General features: G+C 67.1%; 20 protein-coding genes. 3 read left to right on the forward strand and 17 right to left on the reverse strand.

What is annotated here, in order from left to right; all coding sequences use genetic code 11:
* Window positions 1-91 precede the first annotated feature (91 nt).
* The 6 genes from B5X82_RS22205 to B5X82_RS22230 are packed head-to-tail and all read right to left on the reverse strand — an operon-like array spanning window position 92 to window position 6329.
* Window positions 92-1717: a GMC family oxidoreductase gene (locus B5X82_RS22205; RefSeq protein ID WP_079650409.1), complete on the reverse strand. Its 1626-nt coding sequence runs from the start codon at window positions 1715-1717 to the stop codon at window positions 92-94.
* Window positions 1714-2640: an alpha/beta fold hydrolase gene (locus B5X82_RS22210; RefSeq protein WP_079650411.1), complete on the reverse strand. Its 927-nt coding sequence runs from the start codon at window positions 2638-2640 to the stop codon at window positions 1714-1716. The genes B5X82_RS22205 and B5X82_RS22210 overlap by 4 nt, the downstream gene beginning before the upstream one ends.
* Before the next feature lie 14 nt (window positions 2641-2654).
* Window positions 2655-3851 carry an epoxide hydrolase family protein gene (locus B5X82_RS22215; RefSeq protein ID WP_079650413.1) on the reverse strand — a complete coding sequence of 399 codons (1197 nt, stop codon included), beginning with the start codon at window positions 3849-3851 and terminating at the stop codon, window positions 2655-2657.
* Window positions 3852-3876: 25 nt separating this feature from the next.
* Window positions 3877-4080, reverse strand: a complete 204-nt coding sequence (locus B5X82_RS22220) for a ferredoxin (protein ID WP_079650415.1) — start codon at window positions 4078-4080, stop codon at window positions 3877-3879.
* Window positions 4081-4096: 16 nt separating this feature from the next.
* Window positions 4097-5326: a cytochrome P450 gene (locus B5X82_RS22225; RefSeq protein WP_079650417.1), complete on the reverse strand. Its 1230-nt coding sequence runs from the start codon at window positions 5324-5326 to the stop codon at window positions 4097-4099.
* A gap of 46 nt (window positions 5327-5372) precedes the next feature.
* Window positions 5373-6329, reverse strand: coding sequence for an alpha/beta fold hydrolase (locus B5X82_RS22230; protein WP_079650419.1), 957 nt, complete (start codon window positions 6327-6329; stop codon window positions 5373-5375).
* Window positions 6330-6438: 109 nt separating this feature from the next.
* On the opposite strand from B5X82_RS22230, the gene B5X82_RS22235 reads away from it, so the two are divergent.
* Both B5X82_RS22235 and B5X82_RS22240 read left to right on the forward strand, forming a co-directional pair.
* Window positions 6439-7935, forward strand: a complete 1497-nt coding sequence (locus tag B5X82_RS22235; protein ID WP_079650420.1) for an aldehyde dehydrogenase family protein — start codon at window positions 6439-6441, stop codon at window positions 7933-7935.
* Between the two features lie 15 nt (window positions 7936-7950).
* On the forward strand, window positions 7951-8736 hold the full coding sequence (locus B5X82_RS22240) for an enoyl-CoA hydratase/isomerase family protein (protein ID WP_079650422.1): 786 nt from the start codon (window positions 7951-7953) through the stop codon (window positions 8734-8736).
* 259 nt (window positions 8737-8995) lie between these two features.
* On the opposite strand, the gene B5X82_RS22245 is transcribed toward B5X82_RS22240, so the two are convergent.
* The gene (locus tag B5X82_RS22245; RefSeq protein WP_079650424.1) at window positions 8996-11314 is read right to left on the reverse strand and encodes a TonB-dependent receptor; all 2319 of its coding nucleotides are present in this window, start codon (window positions 11312-11314) and stop codon (window positions 8996-8998) included.
* 275 nt (window positions 11315-11589) lie between these two features.
* Here B5X82_RS22245 and B5X82_RS22250 point away from each other — a divergent pair, with 275 nt between their 5' ends.
* Complete coding sequence (locus B5X82_RS22250) at window positions 11590-12543, forward strand: TauD/TfdA dioxygenase family protein (RefSeq protein ID WP_079650426.1); 954 nt, start codon at window positions 11590-11592, stop codon at window positions 12541-12543.
* A gap of 60 nt (window positions 12544-12603) precedes the next feature.
* On the opposite strand, the gene B5X82_RS22255 is transcribed toward B5X82_RS22250, so the two are convergent.
* The 10 genes from B5X82_RS22255 to B5X82_RS22300 form a co-directional block, all read right to left on the reverse strand.
* Entirely contained in the window at window positions 12604-13797 is a 1194-nt protein-coding gene (locus B5X82_RS22255) for an amidohydrolase family protein (protein WP_079650428.1), read from the reverse strand.
* 52 nt (window positions 13798-13849) lie between these two features.
* Window positions 13850-15046, reverse strand: coding sequence for a CaiB/BaiF CoA transferase family protein (locus B5X82_RS22260; RefSeq protein ID WP_235862768.1), 1197 nt, complete (start codon window positions 15044-15046; stop codon window positions 13850-13852).
* Complete coding sequence (locus tag B5X82_RS22265) at window positions 15043-15339, reverse strand: putative quinol monooxygenase (RefSeq protein ID WP_176152676.1); 297 nt, start codon at window positions 15337-15339, stop codon at window positions 15043-15045. Before B5X82_RS22265 ends, B5X82_RS22260 begins: the two co-directional genes overlap by 4 nt.
* Before the next feature lie 39 nt (window positions 15340-15378).
* Window positions 15379-16470, reverse strand: coding sequence for an acyl-CoA dehydrogenase family protein (locus B5X82_RS22270; RefSeq protein ID WP_223811235.1), 1092 nt, complete (start codon window positions 16468-16470; stop codon window positions 15379-15381).
* Window positions 16471-16565: 95 nt separating this feature from the next.
* Window positions 16566-17567, reverse strand: a complete 1002-nt coding sequence (locus tag B5X82_RS22275) for an amidohydrolase family protein (RefSeq protein ID WP_079650436.1) — start codon at window positions 17565-17567, stop codon at window positions 16566-16568.
* Window positions 17564-18397, reverse strand: a complete 834-nt coding sequence (locus B5X82_RS22280; RefSeq protein WP_079650438.1) for an alpha/beta fold hydrolase — start codon at window positions 18395-18397, stop codon at window positions 17564-17566. Before B5X82_RS22280 ends, B5X82_RS22275 begins: the two co-directional genes overlap by 4 nt.
* A gap of 14 nt (window positions 18398-18411) precedes the next feature.
* A complete protein-coding gene (locus B5X82_RS22285; protein WP_079650440.1) occupies window positions 18412-19155 on the reverse strand; it encodes an SDR family oxidoreductase in 744 nt (247 codons plus the stop codon).
* On the reverse strand, window positions 19152-20069 hold the full coding sequence (locus B5X82_RS22290; protein WP_079650442.1) for a VOC family protein: 918 nt from the start codon (window positions 20067-20069) through the stop codon (window positions 19152-19154). The genes B5X82_RS22285 and B5X82_RS22290 overlap by 4 nt, the downstream gene beginning before the upstream one ends.
* Before the next feature lie 22 nt (window positions 20070-20091).
* On the reverse strand, window positions 20092-20619 hold the full coding sequence (locus tag B5X82_RS22295; RefSeq protein ID WP_079650477.1) for an aromatic-ring-hydroxylating dioxygenase subunit beta: 528 nt from the start codon (window positions 20617-20619) through the stop codon (window positions 20092-20094).
* 5 nt (window positions 20620-20624) lie between these two features.
* On the reverse strand, window positions 20625-21911 hold the full coding sequence (locus B5X82_RS22300) for an aromatic ring-hydroxylating oxygenase subunit alpha (protein ID WP_079650444.1): 1287 nt from the start codon (window positions 21909-21911) through the stop codon (window positions 20625-20627).
* Between the last annotated feature and the right edge of the window lies 1 nt (window position 21912).

Here is a 21912-nt window from a genome sequence, read left to right on the forward strand (position 1 = left end):
GATACGACGCTAATACAATTATTTTAGTTCGTCAACGACGGCCGAACGGGTACCCGCGAATTCCTGAAAACCGGTCTGTTCCATCAGCTTGTCAGGCGGCGGCATCCTCGAGAATCAGAGCGGCGCCCCGCTCGCCGATCATCATCGTTGGAGCATTTGTATTAGCGCTGGTCAGGGTCGGCATGACCGAGGCGTCGACGACCCGCAAACCCTCGACCCCGCGCACCCTGAGCCGAGGATCGAGCACCGAATCCGCGTCCCCGCCCATCCGGCAGGTGCCGCTCGCATGCCAGCCGATGCCGGCGGTGGAGCGGACGAAGTCGCGCCACTCGTCGTCGCTGCCCAGCGTGGGGCTGAGCCGGCCGACGACATGCTCGGCGAGGCCCGGCGTCGCGAAGATCCGCTCGATCGTCTTGCCCGCGCGCACCAGCGTCTCGACGTCGCGCTCGTCGCCCAGCAGATTGGGACGGATGACCGGCGAGTCCTCGGGCGCGCGGCTGCGCAGCCTGATCTCGCCACGGCTGTGGGGGCGGTTGACGAAGCTGTGCATCCCCGCCGCCGGCTCCTTGAGCAGCGGGAAGACCGCCGCCTTGCCGGGCCGCAGCGGCGGCTTGGTCGGATCGAAGATCCAGCTCGAGAAGAACAGCAATATGTCGGGTTCGGCGAGGTCGGGCAGCGTCTTCGCGCCAGCGATCGCCTGGGTCATCGACAGCGCCATCAGCCCGTCGCGGCGGGCCAGATAGCGCAGCAAGGCCAGCGCCTGCCGCCAGCGCGACCGGAGCTGGGCATTGAACGACGGCAGGTCGATCAGCCAGCGCAGGCCGATGCCGGGATGCTCCATCAGGTTCTGTCCGACACCGGCGCGGTCGGCGATCACGGCGATGCCATGCTCGCGCAGATGGTCGCCGGGGCCCACGCCCGACCGCATCAATATGGCGGGCGACTGGGTGGCCCCGCCACTGACGATCACCTCGCGCCGCGCCTTGATCTCGATCAGCCGCCCGTCCCGCCCGCGCGCGGCCACCGCGGTCGCGCGCCGCCCGTCGAACAGCACGCGGTCGACGAGCATATGCGTCATCACCGTCAGGTTCGGCCGGCTGCGCACCGGCTCCAGGAAGGCGCGGGCCGGACTGCAGCGGCGCCCGTCCTGCTGGTTGGTCAGCGTGTGGAACACGCCGTCGATGTCACCTGCCGCCGGGTCCTCGATATAGCGGAAGCCGGCATTGTTCGCGGCTTCGAAAAAGGCGGACAATATCGGCCCGCGCGTCCGCTGGTGGGTCACGGACAGGGTCCCGGTGCGGCCGTGCGATTGGAAATCGCCGTCGCCTTCCCAGCGTTCGCCCCGCATGAAATAGGGGAGCACATCGCGAAAGCCCCAGCCTTCGCAGCCGAGCTCCTCCCACAGGTCATAGTCTCCGCGCTGGCCGCGGATGTAGACGAGGCCGTTCACCCCGCCGCCGCCGCCCAGCATCTTCCCGGCGTTCCAGATGATCTCGCGCCCGTTGATCGTCGGATCGGGCTCGCTCTTGTGGATCCAGTCGGTCCGCTCGTCGCCGACCAGCTTGACCGAGCCGACCGGGATATCGACCCAGAAGCCCTTGCCGTCACCGCCCGCTTCGAGCAGCACGACCTTGTTCCTCGCGTCCTCGGACAGGCGATTGGCGAGGACGCAGCCCGCGCTGCCGCCCCCGACGATGACATAGTCGGCTTCGATCATCCTTCCCCTCCCGATGGCGCGGATTGCGAGCGAGCCATGTCGCGGGCAGCGAGCACGGCGTCGGCGAAGGCCCGCGGGTCCTCCTGCGGCGGATTATGACCGGCCTGGACGAGCATGCGTCGCTTCAATCCTCCGGTGAAACGGGCCGGCAGGTCCGCGAAATGAGCGGGCGGGATCAACCCGTCGCTGCCGCTTTCGACAACCATCGTCGGCACCGTGATCGGTGGCAGCGCCGCCAATCGCGTCTCGATGCCGGCATAAGCGGGATCGCCGTCGGCGAGACCGTGGCGATGGCGATAGCTGTGGACGACGATGTCGACGAAGTCGGGATTGGCGAAGGCGCGGGCCGTCCGTGCGAAGTCGGCGTCGGAGAAATCCCAGCGCGGCGACCAGAGCCGCCAGAGCAACCGGCAGAACTCCTCGCGATGCGTGGCCAGCCCGGCGCGCCCGCGCTCCGAATGGAGATACCAGACATACCAGAGGCGATGCTCGACCTCGGGCGCGAGCGGCGCGGCCGCGCGCGACGGATCGAGGATATTGTAGCCGGCCACCGACACCAGCGCGTCCACCCGTTCGGGCCAGAGCGCCGCGACCACGCAGGCGGCGCGGCCGCCCCAGTCGAAACCGCCGAGGATCGCCCTGTCGATGCCCAGCGCATCGAGCAGCGCGAGCAGGTCGGCGCCGAACGCGCCCTGCTGGCCCGATCGCGGCGTCGCGTCGGACAGGAAGCGGGTGGCGCCATAGCCGCGCATCCAGGGCATGACGACACGGGCACCGGCGCGCGCCAGCATCTCGGCGGCTGGCGCATAGCAGAGTGCGTCATAGGGAAAGCCGTGGACCAGTACGACCGGCCAGCCGTCGGCCGGCCCGGCTTCGGCATAGGCGATCTCCAGCACGCCGGCCCTGACCGTCCGCGTCTCCATGGCGCGCCGGTCGTTCAGGCGCCGGCCGGGAAGGCGTCGCGCGCGAAGGCCGTCACGTCCTCCAGCAGCGAATCCGGCTGTTCGAGCGCGGCGAAATGCCCGCCCCGGTCGAGATCGGTCCAGCGGACCACATTGTAATAGCGCTCGACCCAGCTCCGCGGCGGCGTGCCGCCGACCCGTTCATAGGGATAATGGGCGATCGCGGTGGGGCTGGCGCAATAGACCTGGTCGAACGGCACCCGCTCCTCCGCCATGCCGCGATAGGACCAGAGCGAGGTGCAGATCGTGTCGGTGACGAGGTAGATCATCACATTGGTGAGCAGCTCGTCGAGCGTATAGACGTCCTCGATCGAGCCGCCGTTCAGCTCCGACCAGTCGTGGAATTTGTCGAGGATCCAGGCCGCCGTGCCGACCGGCGAGTCCATCAGCCCGATCGCCAGCGTCTGGGGCCGGGTCGACTGCTGCACCGCATAGGCGAGTTCGGGCCGCTCGCGATCCATGATCGCGTGGATGGCGGCCCGCTCCTCCTCATTGGCCGCCCCATCGTCGCCCGGCGCCGGCCTGAGCCCGATCAGGTTGACGTGCACCGCGGCGCAGGAGGCCGGATGGTCGGCCCCCAGCCAGGCCGCGACCACCGCGCCCCAGTCCCCGCCCTGCACCATGTAGCGGGCATGGCCGAGCGCCTCGACCATCAGCGCGTCGAGCAGCCGCGCCGCCGTGCGCATGCCGATCGGACGCGGTACCGGACCCGAGAAGCCGTAGCCGGGCAGCGAGGGGATGACGAGGTCGAAGGCGTCCTCGGCCGCTCCGCCGTGGCGCGAGGGAAAGGCAAGCCGCTCCGCGATCTTCCAGAATTCGAAGTGCGAGCCGGGCCAGCCGTGGAGCAGCAGCAGCGGCCGCCGCCGCGCGCCCTCGCCGCGGATCTCGACATAATGGAGGGTGATGCCGTCGATCTCGACGCGATATTGCGGATAGCGGTTGAGTTCGGCCTCGGCCGCGCGCCAGTCGAACCCGTCCAGCCAATGATCGCACAGCCGCTTCAGCCAGCGGCTGTTGATCCCGTAGCGCCACGCGTCCCCCTCGTCGATCGGCGCGGGGAAATGCCGGTAGCGCGCGACCCGCTCGCGGATCTCGGCCAGCCTGGCGTCGGGTATGTCGACGCGAAACGGTGTCGGCGCGCCGACGGAGCGCGTCGCGGCGGTCTTGGCCATGGCGAATAGCCCTCCTCTGCCGTGGTCAGTCCGCGGCGCGCTTGTCGAGGCGGATCGCGCCTTCGGGGCAGTTGATCGCCCCCAGCCGCGCCTGTTCCTCCAGCTCGGGCGGCACCTCGGTCGGCGGCATGCTGTTGTAGCCGTCGTCGTTGAGCTGATAGACCTGCGGCGCCTTGAGCATACAGAGCGCGTGCCCCTGGCAGCGCGCATGATCGACAATCACCTTCATAGCCCGTCTCCTTCGGTCAGCGCGACGGCCAGACCAGCGGCACTCGCGTCATCGTCATCGCGACCCCGGAGGCGCCCACCGGCTTGTCGTCCGGGTCCACCGAGAAATCGGGAATCTGGCGCAGCCATTCCTCGATGAAAATGCGGATCTCCGGCCGGGCGAGGTTCGATCCCAGGCAGCGATGCGGCCCGGTGCCGAAATTGAAATGGCCCGCCCGCTTGCGGTGGAAGTCGACCTCCAGCGGATTGGGGAATTTGCGCTCGTCGAGCCCCGCCAGATGGAGCGGCAGCAGCACCTGCTCGCCCTGTTCGATCGTCAGCCCCTTGAAGGTGGTGGGCTTGGTGGCGATGCGGGCGAGGTTCAGGATACCGAAACGGCGCAGGAATTCCTCGGTCGCGTCCTGCGTCAGCGAGCCGTCCTCGATCAGCTGCCGGCGATGCGCGGGGTTGCGGGCGAGAAACAGCACTATGAAGGCGAGCGCCGACGAAACCGTCTCCAGCCCGCCGAAGAAGACGTTGAGCGCGATCGACGTGCTCTCCTCCCGGGTGATCCGGCCTTCGCGCTCGGCGCGGACGATGACGCTGAACACGTCGTCGTCCAGCTCCTCGACCTGGCGGCGCTCGTCGAGGATCGCCATCATGTAGTTGGCGCCCCCGATCCGGGCTGCTCGCCGGTCCTCCTCATTGTCGCTGCGGGCGACGGCATCGGCGAAGCGCTTCATCTCGGGCAGCTTGTCCTTCGGGATGCGGGCATGCTCGAAGAACAGCTCGGGCGGGATGTCGCCGCCGAACTCACTGACGAACTCGCAACCGCCCTTGGGGACGATGCTGGCGATGCGATCGGCCATGATCTTGCGGATCACCGGTTCGATCGGCTCGACCGCCTTGGGCGACATCGGCCGCAGCACCACGCTGCGGATCGGCCCGTGGCGGGGCGGATCGAGCTGGTTGGGCATCAGCACCGGATTGCCGGGCCCGCGCTTCGGCACGGTGAACTCCCAGTTCGAGAAGGTCTCGTAATCCTGCATCACCGCGAACATGTCGTCGGCGCGGGTCACGATCCAATGCCCGCCATAATAGGGCGTGTAGACGATGTCCGGCCCGTCATGGAGGCGCTTCCACGCCAGATGGGGATCCTCGGTCACGCCGGGCGGCGAGAAATAGTCAAGCTCCACGACGCGGTCCGCAGGCACGTGCGGCGGAATCGTCTCCAGCCGCTGCGCGGCCTGATGCACCTGGTAGGACATTCGCCTCCTCCTTCCTGAATGGCGCGATGGGCGCCGGTCCGCTGGATCAGCGCAGACCGCCGACCGCCCCCAAAGGGCCCCGCATCAACAACGTCCGCACCACCGCCACCAGCGCGACCGGTTGCTCGAGCAGGACGTGATGATCGCTGTGCGGAATGACGATCGGCGCGCGACAGTTCGGCAGCAGCGACACGATCAGTTCGGCCAGTTCGGGCGTGATCACACCGCTGCGATCGCCATAGATATAGTCGATCGGCATGGAGACGCCGGGCGGCACCAGCCGATCGGGATCGTCGGTGAGCTGCGGATCGAAAGACGGATCGAACTTCCAGGTCCAGCCGCCGCGATCCGCCCGCGCCGAATGGCGGACGATATGGTCGAGGATGCCTGCGTCGACCGCGCCCGACGAGGGGATCAGCCGATAGCGGCCGCGCACCTCGTCCATGTCCTTGTAGATGCGCTTGCTGGCGTTGAACGCCTGCAGCTCGATCGGCTGCGGATCGGGCACGCCGGCCAGGATCATCCGCGTGTCGATGATGACGGCATGGCGGATCGCGTCGGGATCGAGCACGCTGGCGAAGGCGGCGGGCGAACCGCCGAAGCTGTGCGCGACGATCGTGACCGGCGCCAGACCGGCGTCGGCGATCACCGCCAATATCTCGCGGGCGAAGCCGCGCATCGTATAACGATCGCGCCAGCCGCTGTCGCCGAGGCCGCTGAAATCCATCGTCGCGACGCGATAATGATCCCGGAAGAAGGGGACGATATGGTCCCACCAGCGCGAATGGGCACGGAAGCCGTGCAGGAACAGCAGCGCCGGCGCGCCGGCCGGCGCGTCATCCCACAGCCGGTAGCTGATCGGGACGCCGTCGACCATGACGGTGCGCGCCGGCACATCGGCGAATCGCCAGCCGCCCGCATACTCGGCCTCCGGGATCGGGGCCGGCCGGGAAACGGGGGCCAGCGCCGTCGCGGCCATCTTGTCCCCCTCCCTGTCGAGCACGCCACCCTCCCTGAATCTCCGTATCCGATGCCGAAGCTAAACGCGCCGATTGCTCTATGCAACCAATTAATGATGTCGTATCATTCAAACGCATCAATTGGAGAAACGCATGTCGACCACCACCCTGACCCGCGGCGCGCTGGCCGCGGCCACCACCGATTTCCTGGGCTCCGGCACGAAGAAGCTGTTGATCGACGGCAAATGGGTGGAGTCGCGCACCGGCGAGACCTTCGAAACGATCGATCCAGCGACCGAGCAGGTCATCGGCCGCGCATCCGCCGCCGCGCCCGAGGATGTCGACCAGGCCGTGGCGGCGGCGCGGCGCGCGCTGGAGAGCCGCACCTGGTCCGGCATGCCGCCCCACGATCGCACCAAGCTGCTGCTGCGGATCGCCCGGGTGCTCGACGATCATATCGAGGAGATGGCCCAGCTCGAGACGCTCGACAACGGCCTGCCGATCGCGGTGACGCGCAACTTCGCGTCGCGCCTGTCGACCGTGTTCGAATATTATGCGGGCTGGTGCACCAAGATCTACGGCGACACCTATCCCTCGTCGGACCAGTACTTCAACTACACGATCCGCGAACCCGTCGGCGTGTGCGGGCAGATCATCCCGTGGAACGGGCCGATGATGATGGCCGCCTGGAAGATCGCGCCCGCCATCGCCTGCGGCAACACCGTCGTCCTGAAGCCCGCCGAGCAGACGCCGCTGACCGCGATCCGCCTGGGCGAGCTGCTGCTGGAGGCGGGCGTGCCCGACGGCGTCGTCAATATCCTGACCGGCTATGGCCGCGTCGCCGGCGAGGCGCTGGTCAACCATCCGGGCGTGAACAAGATCGCCTTCACCGGCTCGACCGAGGTGGGCAAGCACATCCTCGCCAGCTCGGCCCGCGACCTGAAGCGGGTGACGCTGGAGCTGGGCGGGAAGTCGCCCAACATCGTGTTCGACGACGCCGACATCGATCTGGCGGTGGCCGGAGCGATGCGCGCCTTCTGCACCAATTCGGGCCAGGTCTGCGTCGCCGGCAGCCGGCTGTTCGTCCAGCGCGGCATCCATGACGAGTTCCTGGAGAAGCTGTCGGCCGCGGTCGCCCAGCATCGCGTCGGCGATCCGTTCGACACCGCAACGACGATGGGGCCGCTGGTTTCCGAGGCCCAGTTCACCCGTGTGAACGGCTATGTCGACATCGGCCGCGCCGACGGCGCGACGGTCAGCCTCGGCGGCGATCGCTTCACCGGCAGCGGCTATTATGTCCGCCCGACCATCTTCTCCGGCGTGAACAACCAGATGCGCATCGCACGCGAGGAGATTTTCGGCCCGGTCGTCGCGGTGATCCCGTTCGAGGACGAGGCGGACGTGCTCCGCCAGGGCAACGACACCGATTTCGGCCTGGCCTCCGGCGTATGGACCCGCGACATCGCCCGCGCCCATCGCGTCGCCCGCGCGCTCAAGGCCGGCAATGTCTGGATCAACACCTATTTCATGATCGACCCGATCGCGCCGTTCGGCGGCTACAAGCAATCGGGCCTCGGCCGCGAGCTGGGGCGGCAGTCGGTCGACGCCTATACCGAGAGCAAGACCATCTGGATCAACACGCCGGGCTGACGGCGGACGATCCCGATGACCGACCGCACGCCACCACAGCCGGGCACCGACAGCCACGCCGAGGACGGCGTCGGCTGGATCCGGCTGCGGCGGCCGCCGCTCAACATCATCTCCACGCGGATGGCCGACGACATCGCCGACGCGGTCGCGCGCTTCGATGCCGACCCCGCGGTCCGGGTCATCGTCGTCGCCTCCGCGCTCGACCGCGCCTTCGCGGCGGGCAGCGACGTGGGCGAGCACGACCTCGCCCATGTCCACGACCATAGCCGCGCGATCTTCCGCATGGTGCGGTCGCTCACCGCCGTCGACGGCAAGCCGAGGATCGCGGCGATCAACGGCATCTGCTCGGGCGGCGGCAACGAACTCGCCTTCGCCTGCGACATGGTGATCGCCTGCGAGGACACGCGGCTCGCGCTTCCCGAGATCGATATCGGCGTGGTCAGCGTTCTCGCCGCCTTGCTGATGGCGCATCATGTCGGTCAGGCGAGGCTGCTCGATCTCGCTTTCTCGGGCCGATGGATCGACGCAACCGAAGCCGAACGCACCGGCCTGACCCTCAGGACCCTGCCGCGCGCCAGCTTCGACGCCGACCTGCGCGCCCATCTGCGAACCCTCACCGCCAAGAGCGGCCCGGCGCTTCGAATCGGACGGCGCCTGCTGCTGTCTGCGCTCGGCCGCGCCGACCTCGATGCGCGCCTCGACGCGCTGGAACGCGGCATCGTCGAGGAAGCGATCGCCATCCCCGACTATGCCGAGGGCGTCGCCGCCTTCCTGGAAAAACGCAAGCCGAACTGGCGCTGAACCCGCCCGAGTAAGACAAACGCGTCACCCCAGCGCAGGCTGGGGTCCATGTCTCCCATCGGCCAGAGGCCATCTGAGAAGACCACAGACATGGATGCCAGCCTTCAGCCCTTGGCTGAAGTCCATCCCGAGCGCCTGCCTTGCAGGCAGTCGAGGGGCTGGCATGACGGTGGCCGGACAGAACAAAGGCCGGCGGAGCCGGCCTTTGCTTTTCTCGCGGGAAACCCGGCCGGGCCATCAGGCCCGGCCTGGAAGCGCATCAGAACTGGAAGTCCACCGCGAGACCGTAGGTGCGGGGGGCCGCCGGGGCGCCCTGGTCGCCGGCGCTGGTCGCGGTCTGGTAGCTGTAATATTTCTTGTCGAGCAAGTTCCGGCCCCAGATCCGCAGGCTGAGATTGTCGGTGGCCTTGAGCGCGATCTGCCCGTTGACGAGGCTGTAGGCCCGCTCCTTCAGCCGCTCCTGGGGATCCCAGTAGAAGCCATTGTTGTAATACCAGCTTCCGGTCAGCGTCACGTCACCGGCGCCGGTCGGAATGGTCCAGTCGACCGAGACCGTGCTGGTGAACTTCGGCGCGCGGGGCAGCCTGTTGCCGGAGGCGTCGAACAATATCTGCGAATTGGCATAGGGCGCCGCCGTCAGCGGAATGAAGCCGACCGCGTTCGGATATTTCTTGTACTTGGCGTCGAGATAGGCGCCGTTCGCGGAAATCCGCAGATAGCGGCTGAACTGGAAGGCCGTCTCGACGTCGATGCCGTACATCCGGGCCGACGCCGCGTTGTTGAGCACGCTGATCGGTGGCACGCCGACGACCGCCTGCACCTGCAGGTCCGAATAGTCATAATAATAGCCCGAGATGTTGAACCGCAGGCGCTTGTCGAACAGGTCGGACTTCAGGCCGATCTCATAGGCGTCGAGCACCTCGGGCCGGGTCGGCGAGACCAGGTTGCTGCAGGCGACGCCCACCGGTGGCACCGTGGCGCAGAGCGCGCCATGGTTCCACGCGCCGGTCTTGTAGCCGCGGCTGGCGCTGGCATAGAGCAGCACGTCGGGCGTCAGCCGCTGGTCGAGCGCGACGCGCCAGGTGATCTTGTCGAACGTCGTCCGCACCTTGGGCACGAGGATCGTGACCGCGCCGTTGGCGTTGCCGCCGCCCAGGACGGCGGAGGTGCCGAGCTGATATTGCGTCGCGGATAGCCGGTCCTTGCTGTAGCGCAGGCCCAGGGTCAGCCGCGTGGTCGACGTAAGGCTCGCGGTCGCCTGGCCATAGGCCGCCAGCGAGTCCGACGTCTGGAACGAATAGCGGTTGAAGGTGCCGTCGTAGCGATAGCCGTAGGTCACTTCCTGCGGATCATAGCCGGCGCGGCTGTTCAGATAATAGAGGCCGCCGATCCATTCGAGCCAGGAGGGGCCCCAATCCTTGTTCGACAGAATCTGCAGTTCCTGCGTGAAGGTCTTCCACCGCAGATGTGCGAAGCTGCTGGCGCGCGAAATCAGCGGGCTGCCGTCCGACGGCACCGAAATCTCGGCCTTTGCCTTCAGGTAGGAGGATATCGACTTGATGGTCGCGAAGTCGGCCTCGTGCTGGGCCTCCGCGGTGAACAGATACTGATGGTTGCGATTGAACCATTCGATATCCGAGTCATAGTCATAGAAGCCGCCCGTGAAGCTGTAGGGATTCTGCCCCGGCGGCCCCGGAAGCAGCCGCCCCGGCAGCGGGTGGCGATAGTGGTTCTGGTTGGTGTCGACATCGATGTACATGCCGCTGAGCTTGACCGTCGTCCGGTCGCCGGGGGTCATGACGATCTTGCTGTGGATGCCGAACTCGTCGGTGTAGCCCGCGGCCCGCTTGACCTTGCGGTCGGTGAAGGTGGTTCCGCCGACGACGATCGGCCCGCCGTCGCCCGCCCGGAAGGTGTTGCGGCCCCAGCCCTTCGACTGGTTGTTGTAGACGACGGCCAGGTCGGCGGCGATCGTGTCGGTGCCGCCGCTGATATAGCCGGTGGCGTTGACCGCACGGTAATTGCCGTAGCTGAGCGAGAATTTGCCCGAAAGCTCCTGTGTCGGATCCTTCGTGATGACCTGGATCAGGCCGCCGGTGGCATTGCGGCCGAACAGGGTGCCCTGCGGCCCCTTGAGCACCTCGACCCGCTCGATGTTGTTGAACGAGAAGAACAGGGCGGCCGGCGCCGAATGATAGACGCCGTCGATGTAGAGCGGCACGCTCGGGTCGTTGCCGGGGACCAGCGACGCGGTGCCGACGCCGCGCAGGAAGGGCTGCACGACCGTGCTCGACTTGGCGATGTTCAGGCCGGGAACCACGGCATTGAGATCGGCCGTGTTGGTGATGCCCTGCCGCTCGAGGCCCTGGGCCGAAATGGCATTGACCGTCACCGGGACGTCCTGCAACCGCTGCTCGCGGCGCTGGGCGGTGACGACGATGTCACCCAGCCCCTGGGACATGTCGTCCGCGACCTCGGACGCTGCGGCGGTGCCGACGGGCGCTGCCGTCTGTGCCAGCGCCATATGCGCGCTCGTGGCGCAGAAGCCGGTGACCAATATCGCCAATGTGCTGCGCATGACTCCCCTCCCGATTTTCATCTGTTATGTGCATGAACGCCACAAAGGGATACGCCGCACCCGCAAGCGCGTCAATACAGTTATTTTGAAGAATTGAATTATATCGGTTTTCCCTTTATTTCCGGGCATACAGCCAAAATTTCCGGCGTGAAAGGATGGCCTCGCGGGGGCCACCCGGAGCGGCTATCGGCATGTGTGATCATATCTGTTTGCAACAAATGCATTGCTACGGCACATTGTGACGATCGAATCTCGGCCGACAACAGGAGCCAGCCATGTTTCCTTTCCGCACCGAACCATTGACGCCGTCCGGCGAAGCCATCCAGATCCACGGCCTCGAACGGGCCCATCTGACGGACGCCGCCGTCCGCGAGGAGTTGAACCGGCTGTGGATACGCCACGGGCTTGTCGTCTTTCGCGGCATGGAGGACAGCGACGAGCTGCACCTCGAACTCAGCCGCGTCTTCGGCCCCTTCCAGCTCCATCCGATCAAGCAAGGCAACACCGATCCGTCCCGGCTCGAGATAACCAACGTCCAATATGAACCCGGCGGCGAGAACGGCAACGTCTACAGCGTCAACGGCGTCGATCTCGGCGGCTGGCTGCCGCTCCATTTCGACCTGGTCTATTTCGACAAGGTCAACCATGGCGGCCTGCTGCGGCCGCGCGTGATCCCGCCGGAGATGGGCGGCACCGTCTTCCTCGACAAGATCGCCGCCTATGACACGCTGCCCGAAGAGTTGAAGCGGCGCGCAGAGGGCCTGGAGGTGGTCTACGACTTCTACATGGACATCTCGACCATGAAGAACAGCGTCGACGACATTCGCCTGGTCCGGATGGGCAAGAAGTTCCGCGACATCCAGCAGCGCGAGGACAGCTATCCGCGCTCGATCCACCCGCTCGTCTATGCCCAGAAGGAGACCGGGCGGAAGATGCTCAACCTCTCGCCCTGGTTCGCCGACGAGCTGCTCGGCCTCGACAAGGCCGAGGGCGACGCGCTGCTGGGCGAGCTGGTGCGGCACACGCTGTCGCATCCCCAGATCCACGTCCACCGCTGGACCCCGGGCGATATCGTGCTGTGGGACAATTGGCGCATGCTCCATGGCGCCGAGGGCCTGCCCCCGGAAAGCGGCAGCCGCTGGCTGCAGCGCACCACCCTCGCCGGCGACTATGCGCTGGGCCGGCTCGAGGGCGTCGAGAACAGCACGCTGGAACTGGTCGACGTCTGAGCGGGCCTGACGCGGAAACGGCGGCGGGTCGGCGCCGCCGCCGTTTCGTCTAGAGCGGCGTCAGAACGGGGCTCTAGACAGGTCGAGATTATAGACCCGCTGGGCGTTGCCGCCGAAGATCTTGCCGCGCTCCTGCGCCGTCATCGCCTCGATCGCACCCTCCATATAGTGGAAGCTGTCGGGATAGAGGCAGGTCGGATGCGGGAAATCGGTCTCGAACATCAGATTGTCGATGCCGATCTTGCGCGCGGTGTGGACGATGTCGTCGCGCTCGAACCAGGAACAGATGTAGATCTGCCGCCGGAAGACGTCCTTCGGCGAATCCCGATATTCCATCGCCGCCTCGCGCATCTGATATTCCAGCGCCTCGAGGAAGAAGGGCACCCAGCCGGCGCCGCTTTCCACCGAAACGATCTTGAGCGCCGGGAAGCGTTCCAGCACGCGGGTGAGCAGGATGTTCGCCATCACCCGCATATTGCCGACGAACAGCATCAGCGATCCATAGGCCAGCTTGACCTCGTCGGGATGCCCCGGCCACAAACCGGCGCCGAACCAGGTCATCGACTCGTCCGACGCGCCGATGTGGAAATTGACCGGCAGGCCGAGCGAGCTGCATGCCTCCCACAGCGGATACCAGTGCGGATCGCCGAGATGGGGCAGCCCGTGGAGATGCGGGTCGGAGTTCATGTTGATGCCGCGGAGCCCCATCGCGGCGCAGCGCTCGGCTTCCTTGACCGCCAGCTTGACGTCCCACCAGGGCACCATCGTCATCGGATAGATGCGGTTGCCGGAATCGGCCTGCATCTCCGCCATGGCGTCGTTGAAGATCGTCATGCTGACGTTGCGCAGTTCCTCGTCGATCATCATCGACTTCTGACCGCCGAAGCCCAGCAGGTTGGGATAGGCGATCTGCGCGGCGATCCCCTCCCGATCCATGAAGGCGATGCGCGATTTCAGGTCATAGGCGCCGGGATGGACGTCCGCCAGCTGCAGGTCGCGGAAGGCCATGCCGACCGTCTTCGTCCCGTCCTTCCGGATCGCGCTGGAGGCACCTTCGCGGTTGAGCGTCTGGCCATCGATGACCCAGTCCCAACGGCCGTCGACATCGCGGACCTGCGGCACGCGATCGCGGAACTTCGCCGGCGCGCGCGAGGTCCAGAGGTCGTACCATTCGCTGACATGCGTATCGGCATCCACGACCCGGATGCCGGGCAGCAGCTCGTGGGCGGTTGGCTTCTGCAATGTCGTGGCCATGATGACAGCTCCCATTCCAATCGATCGAGCATGGCCGCCGGGCCACCCAGGATCAGCCGACGCTGCGCGATCCGCGCATTTCCGCGATCCGTCCGGCCGGATAGCCGAGCTCGGCCAGGATCGCGTCGGTGTGCGCGCCGAGCGCCGGTGCCAGCGAACGGGCGTTGATCGGCGTCTCGGCCAGCCGTGCGATGCCGTTGAGCAGCCGCACGGGCCCTACCTCCTCGGTCTCGAACTCGACGAAGCCGCCATTGTGGCGCACCTGCGGATCGTCGAAATAACCGTCTATGTCGTTGACGGGCGCGAAAGGGAGCCGGTGGGCGCGCGTGATTGCCAGCACCTCCGCCACCGTCTTTCCCTGGCAGGTTGCGGCGATCTCGCCGATCAGCTCGGGCTGGTGGACGTTGCGGCCGCCCGGCGTGCTGTAGCGCTCGTCGCGCATCAGGTCCTCGCGGCCGAAAGCGCGGCAGGCTTCCTCGAACTGGTCCTGGGTCAGCAGATAGCCGATGATCTTGCCGTCGCGCAGGTGGATCAGATTGTAGATGTCGGCGGTGAACGGCGCTTCGGGCGGAGCGTCCACGAACGAGCGCGTGTAGATGTGATCGGGAAGCATGAAGCTGGCGTAGGAATCGAGGATGGTCGCATCGATCTTCTGCCCGCCGCCGCCGGCGCGCCGGTGGATCACCGCCGCCAGCGCCGCCAGCGCCGCCGAATAGCCGGCCACCTTGTCGGCCTGGACGCTGCGGATCGCCCTGGGCCTCTCGGGCGTGCCCTGGATCGGCATGAAGCCGGTCAGCCCCTGGACCATCATGTCGTAGCCGGGCTGGTCGCGATAAGGCCCGTCGGTGCCGTAGCCCGTGATCTGCACCGAGATCAGGCCGGGATTGTCGACGGCCAGGCTCGCATGGTCGAGCCCCATCGCCTCGACCGCACCGACGCGCATGTTCTGAAGGAATATGTCGGCCCTGGCGAGCAGCCCGCGCAACACGGCCATGCCCTCGGCCGACTTGAGGTTCAGCGCGATGCTGCGCTTGTTCCGGTTCCATTGCGCGAAGGCGGCGGAAACGCCCTTGTAGACCGGCGGGATCACCCGCATCACCTCGCCGCCGAGCGGCTCGATCTTGATGACGTCGGCACCGAGGTCGGCCAGCAGCTGCCCGCAGATCGGGGCAGCGACCATCGTCCCCAGCTCGACCACCCTGATCGAAGCGAGCGCGCCCTTTCCCAACCGGCTGCCGTCGTCCGTCACAGCGCGCCGACCGGGTCGCATTTCTCGATCTGGGGCCGAGCCGTGAGCAGCGGCGCGATCTTCTCCATCGCCGCACGAAGATGCGGCGCGGCCATGTGCATCTCCAGCGCCGCCTCCGACGCGTAGCTTTCCACCACGCAATAGACGCCGTCGCGCCCGCGCGCCTTGGCGAACTGATAGAGCAGCGCTTCGGGCTCGTTGGCGCGCACCTCGCGCATCAGCTCGGCCACCACCGCCTCGAAATCGGCCTCCGCGCCCGCCCGGACGCTCAGTTCCCCGACAAGATAAACCATATGTTCCTCCTCACGGCGCATCCGCGCCGCCTGTGACGATCAGACGCTGGCGACGCCTTCGAGCATCGACAGCGTCCGCGCGTTGCGGAACCAGAGCTCGACCGGATTGGCGCGCATGAAGCCGTGGCCGCCCATCAGCTGCACGCCCTCGTCGGTGATCCAGGTCGCCTGCTGGCGGGTGTAGCTCTGCGCCAGCGACGCGCTGCGGGTGGCCGGCTCGCCCTTGTCGATCTCGGTCGCGGCGCGCCAGCACATCCAGCGGCTCGCCTCGGTCTCGACGAACATGTCGACCAGGCGGAAGGCCACGCTCTGCTTGCGCGCGAGCGCCGATCCGTGGACGTGGCGCTCCTTGGTATAGTCGACCGAATGATCGTACACGCCGCGGCAGACGCCGACGAGGATCGAGGAGGCGCCGACGCGGGCGGCGTCGACAATCCGCTGGACGTCGCAACCGCGATTCTCGCCCAGTCGCGCCTCATGGCCCAGCACGACATCGTCGAAGCGCACCGTGACCGAGGCGACACCGGCAAGGCCGAGCTGCCGGTCGCTGTCGTCGACCGTGACCCCGGGCGCGTCGCGCGGCACGATGAAGGCGTCGGGCTTCCCGTCATGCTCGGCGATCACCAGGAAATGGCTGCATTTCCCGCCCAGCGGCACCTGGATCTTGGCGCCCGACAGGCGATAGCCGGCCGGATCGGCCTCGGCCCTGGTCGACAGCGCATCGATGCCGTTGGCGATCAGCCCCGGCTCGGCCAGCGCGACCGCCGCAGCCTGGTAGCGGTCGCCCGCGAATTGGGGCAACAGCGCCTCCTTCTGGGCGGCGGAGCCCTGCTCCTTGACCGCACGCACGAAGCCGAGCGGGCTCGCCAGCGCCACCCCGAACGCCGCGTCGGCCCAGCCCAGCTCCTCCAGCAGCAGGGCGCCCAGGATCGCGCTCTGCTCGGGCCCGTCGCCGTCCTGCTCGATCATCGACTGGACGATGCCGAGGCTCCAGAGCTGGTCGAGGGTGTCGTCGTCGATCCGGCCGTCTATGTCGGCCTGGCGAGCGAGCGGGCGCAGGACCTGGCCCGCGAACTCCCTGACGGTGGAGCGAGCGATCTCCTGCTCTTCGGTAAGTTCGAACGAAATCAAGACCAATCCCTCCCGCTTGCGCGTCCGGCCATCCGGATCGATTCGCGATCCCCTGGCGCCCCGACGCATTTCTTAATTTGTATGATGCAATTGTTTCACCCTATGTCAAGGAAAGTTGTCGCGGCTCCGCGACGGACCGAGTCCGCCTCCGCGACGCTGAGGCCGGCGGACGCGATGAAGGCCGCCGGATCCTCCTGCATGATCAGATAGGGATAGTCGGTGCCGGCGCAGACCCGGCCGGGCGCCATGTCCTGCGCAACGTGGCGCAGCAAGGCGGGCTCATAGACATTGCTGTCGTAGAACAGCCGCCGCGCCTGCGCGCTCGGCGCCGTCGACAGCCGATCGCGCAGCTCGGGCACCATGTGCCAACCCTGGTCGAGCCGTCCGATCAGCGACGCCATCGCCCCGCCGCCATGGCTGAGCGCGATCCGCAGGCGCGGGTGGCGCTCCAGCACGCCCTCGGTGATCAGCGAGGCGCCGGCCATCGCGACGTCGAGGGGGAAGCCGACCATGGGCGTGAAGAAGGGCGCGTGCCGCATCACGGCGGCTGTCGCGACCGGATGCAGGGCATGGACGAAGACGGCGAGATCGCCCGCCTCGGCCGCGGCGAAGACCGGCGCGAAGCGCTGCTCGCCGGGCAGCGCGCCGTTGACGTTGCTGCCGATCTCGATCCCGTCCACGCCGAAACGCGCCTTCAGGTCGCGCATGTAGCGCGCCGCCCGCTCGGGCTCCTGCATCGGCACCATCGCGAGCCCGCGGAAGCGGTCCGGCCGGCGCGCCACCATCTCGGCGATCGCGGCGTTGACGTGATCGGCCAGATATTCGGCATGCGCCGCGTCCTGCCAGTAGGACAGCAGCTCGGGCATCGGCGACAGCAGCTGGATCGCCACCCCATCGCGGTCCATGTCCTCGCACCGCCGGGCGACGTCCCAGGATCGGTCGTCGAGCTCGCGGAACGGCTTGTCGCCCAGCATCAACGTCGCCCGCGCCTCACCTTGGCAGCGCATGCACGGCCAGGGCGCACAGCTGCCGGGATCGACCGGCAGCGCGCGCGGGGTCATGTGGCTGTGGATGTCGATGAGGCCGGGCGTGCTCATGCCCTGTCGAGGAAGTCGTTGACCATGTCGTTGAACTGGTCGGCGCGCTCCCACTGCACCCAATGGCCCGTCTTGGGGAAGACGTGCAGTTCGGCATTGGGGATCGACTTCAGGAACACCAGCGCGTTGTCGAACGACAGCACCCGGTCCTCGCGGCCCCAGATGATCAAGGTACGGTGCTGCAACTCGTTGAGCGGCTGGCGCCACAGATCGTCCCTGGGATTGGCGCCCCGGCCGCGCAGCGGCGGGTTGGCCATGGTGTCGGGACGGACACAAGCCTTGTAACGTTCCTCGACCAGATCGGGCGTGATCATCGAGCGGTCGAACACCAGCAGGTCCAGCACCCGGTCGAGCTTCTCGCGGGTCGGCCCCTCGCCTTCGTAGAAATGGAGCATGCGCAACAGCCCCTCGGTCGGGTGCGGGCTGAGCGAATAGCCGCCGCCCGGACCCATCAGGACCATCCGGTTGACGCGGTGGGGATGGCGCAGCGCCAGGCTGAGGGTGGTGCCGCCGCCCAGCGAATTGCCGATGAAGCTCGCCTTCTCGATTGCCAGGGCGTCCATCAGGCCGAGGATGTTGTCGGCGAAGCCGTCATAGATGGCCTCGGCGGTCGGCTGCGACGGCGAGTCGCCATAGCCAGGCAAATCAGGAACGATGATGCGCCGCCCGCCCGCGGCCAGCGGACCGACGTTGCGGCGGTAGTTGCTGATGCCCGAAGCGCCTGGCCCGCCGCCATGGATGGCGATCAGCGGTTCGCCCTCGCCTTGCTCCACATAGGCCATGGGCGTGCCGTTGACCTGAACCGTGCGCTTTTCCAAACCGTCCGCCATCTTGTCCTCCCGGATCAGAGCATCGTGCTGCCGCCGTTGACGCTGATCACCTGGCCGGTGACGAAGGACGCCTCGGGCGACGCGAGATAGAAGACCATCGACGCCACCTCGTCGGGCTCGCCGGAGCGGCCCTTCGGGATCACCGACAGGAATTTGTCGATCAGCGGATTGCCCCTTGCGGTCTCTGCCTCGACCTGGGGCGTGCGGATCATGCAGGGCGCGACCGTGTTGATCGTGATGTCCCGGTCGGCGAATTCGCGGGCCAGTCCGGTCGTCAGGCCGTGCATGCCGCCCTTGGCCGCATTGTACATGGCGTGCGCCCACAGGCCGTTGCGGACCGAATCCGCCCCCATGTTGACGATGCGCCCGTAGTTCTGGGCGACCATCAGCGGCAGCGCCTCGCGCGTGCACCACAGGCAGGTCCACAGGTTGCGGTCGATCGTCGTCCGCATCGTAGCCGGGGTATGATCGGCGAAGGGCATGATGATGCCGCCGCCCGCATTGTTGACCAGCACGTCCACCCGGCCATGGGCGTCGCGCGCCGCGCCGACGAAATCGGCCGCGACCTGCTCGTCGCTCAGGTCCCCGCTGGTCAGGATCGCGTCGGGCGCGATCGCCGCCGCCGCCGTCGCCAGCGCGCCCGCGTCGATGTCGGCCAGCACCAGCCGGCTTCCCGCCGCGGCGAAGCGTCGCACGATCGCCTGGCCGATCGCGCTGGCGGCGCCGGTGACCAGGACGACGGGCCCCTCCCCGCTCACGCCGCGCTCTCCGCCGGCAGGCGCTCGAGCTCGCCATGCTTGCCGAATTCGGGATCGGGCACCGCCGCCCAGGAATCGAGCGATTCGAGCTTGGCCGGCAGCAGCCGCGCCTCCCGCGCGCCGACCTCGGGGAACTCCTCCATGCCGAAGCTGTATTCGACGGTCATCCCGTCAGGATCGAGGAAGTAGAGGAAGATCGAATCCGACGGCGGGTGCCGCCCCGGCCCATAGACGATCTTCACCCCGTTCGCCTTCACCCGGTGATAGGCGCGGCCGATGTCGTCGATGTTCGAGACCATGAAGTTGATATGGTTGAGCCCGATGCGCGTTCCTCCGCCGACGCCCAGCGAATGGTGCAGCGGATTGGGGAAGCAGCGCATGAAGCTGACGATGTTCTCGACCCGATCCGACACGCGGAAGTTCATATGCTCGCGCAGGAAGGCTTCGGTGGCCGGCCGGTCGGTGCTGCTCAGCACGATATGGCCGAGCCGCTGGATATCGGTGTGGGTCGGCACGAACGGCGCCAGCTCGGCCATCGTCGCATAGAATTCGAAGACGACGCCGGTGGTCGGTTCGCCGATCCGGAACGCCTCCTCGATGCCGAGGTCGCGGCATTCCGCCGCGTCGACCGGGCGCAGCGCCAGCCCGATCTCGGTGAAGTGCGCCCGCGCCGACTCCAGCGCGTCGCGGCTCTCCATCTGCCAGGCGGCCCGTTTCACGCCGGGCACGTCGCCGCGCACCAGCAACAGGTCGTGATGCTTGTCGCTGCAGCGCAGATAGACGCGATCGGCGCTGCCCGCACCGTCGTCGGTCAGCCCGACGACGTCGGTGTAGAAGGCGCGCGACCGTTCGAGATCGCTGACGTTGAGCGCCAGATAACCGAGGCGCCGATAGCGGATGTGCGAAACCGACATGGGAAATCCCCTCGCCAACCGGTCAGACGATGATGCTGACGCGCCCGTGCGGACGCAGGCTGCTCATGTCGAGCATGCTGCGCTTCGACAGGATCCTGAGCCCGTCCGCCTGGACGCGAATGCGGTGGAAATGATGGCCGAAATAGCAGTCGGTCACGTCGTTCTTGGCCCGGTAGGTCACGAACACCGATCGGATTAGCAACTCGTCGCCCTCGGCCTCGACGATGCGGACGTTGGAGATGCTGTGCGCGGTGCGTGACCGCGGCCATTCGGAATGGGCGCCCGGCTTCTTCAACCGGCGCACGCGATGCTGGAGCCGCGCATAATCGTCGGCGACCAGGAAAAGCTGGTCGGCCGAGTCCGCATCGTCGTCCGCCCGGGTGGTGGGCACGTCATAGGTCGCGCCTTCGGCGAACAGCGCCAGCCATTCGTCGAGCTTCCACTCGTCGAGCAACTGCGCCTCCAGATAGAGGAAGTCCTCGATCTCCGATCGCGTGGGCGTCCCGCCCTGCCGGCCCGCCGATACGCCGGCATGTTCGATGGTCGCCATGCCGCTCACCCCGCCTTCGCCACGCGGCGATCCCATTCGCGCCAGAAGGCGCGCATCTGCGCCTCGTCGTCCGCCAGCGGCTCGTCCCGAAGCATCCCGCGGGAGATGTCGTTCCAGCCGGCCGCCGCGCGGTTGCGGTAGGAGCGCTGGCAGGATTCGAGCGCCTCGACGTCATCGGGCGTCGCGAAGCCGCCCGGCCCGAGGAATTCGAGGAAATTGTCGAGCCGGCGCTTGCGGAAATGACGCGCCTCGCCCTTGGGCGCGAGCGCCCAGCTATTGACGTTCATATAGTCCGGCTGCTCCGGATAGAAGGTCCGGACGGTGATCGCCATGATGTCGTTGATCACGAGGTTGGGAAAGATCAGCAGGTTGCGGTTGCCATAGGCGACCTGCTCGGCCCGCTCCTTGCCGAGCCGCTTCTCCAGCTCCGCATAGATCGCCGCGATCTCCTCGCGGCCGTCCTCGCCCCAGGCCGGGATCCACTGCGCGACCGGGCGGCCCCAGGGGGCGGGGCCCTCGATCACCGCATGGCCGTTGCCCAGGTCGTAGGCGCGCGAGATGTTGCCGCGCGACGGGAACAGCTCGGCCGGCCCGCCGATCGCGTCGACCAGATATTCGAGATAGGTCGAATGGGTCTCATGCGCGTGGTAGCCGTCGAAGCTGTTCTCGACGAGCAGCTTCCAGTTGGCGCGCACGCTATATTCCTGGATGCCGCCGACGATCTCCATGCCGTCGGCGGCATGGTCGGCGACGACCTGGAGGAAGTCCTTCGCGCCGGCCAGATAATCCTCGAGGCTCTCGGCGTTCGCGTCGAAATTGACGAACCAGAAACCGGCATAGCCGGCCAGCCTGGGCACCGAGACCAGATTGGCGCAGCCGTCCTTGTTGAAATCGTCGGGATAGGTGCCCGCAGCGAAGCGGGTGGCGAAGGCCCCGTTATTGTTGAACGACCAGCCATGGTAGAAGCATTTGAACGAGATCGACGATCCCTTGTCCTCCCGCACGACCGCCGCGCCGCGATGCGGACAGCTGTTGAAGAAGGCGTGGTAGTCGCCCTTGCGGTCGCGGTTGAAGATCAGGTCGCGCCCACCCACCGAGCGCCGCACGAAATCGTTGGGATTGGGCAGCTCGGACTCGTGGCCGATGTAGAGCCAGCAACGATCGAAGATACCCCCCCGCTCCCGCTCCAGCACATCCTGGTCGGTGAAGGTCGTGCGCGCGACCCGGAAACTGTCATGATCCTCGACGACCCAGCCGGTGCCGGTCGGATGCTTCTCAAATGCGGTGGCCATG

This window comes from Rhizorhabdus histidinilytica (genome assembly GCF_900167915.1).
Lineage (GTDB): Bacteria > Pseudomonadota > Alphaproteobacteria > Sphingomonadales > Sphingomonadaceae > Rhizorhabdus > Rhizorhabdus histidinilytica.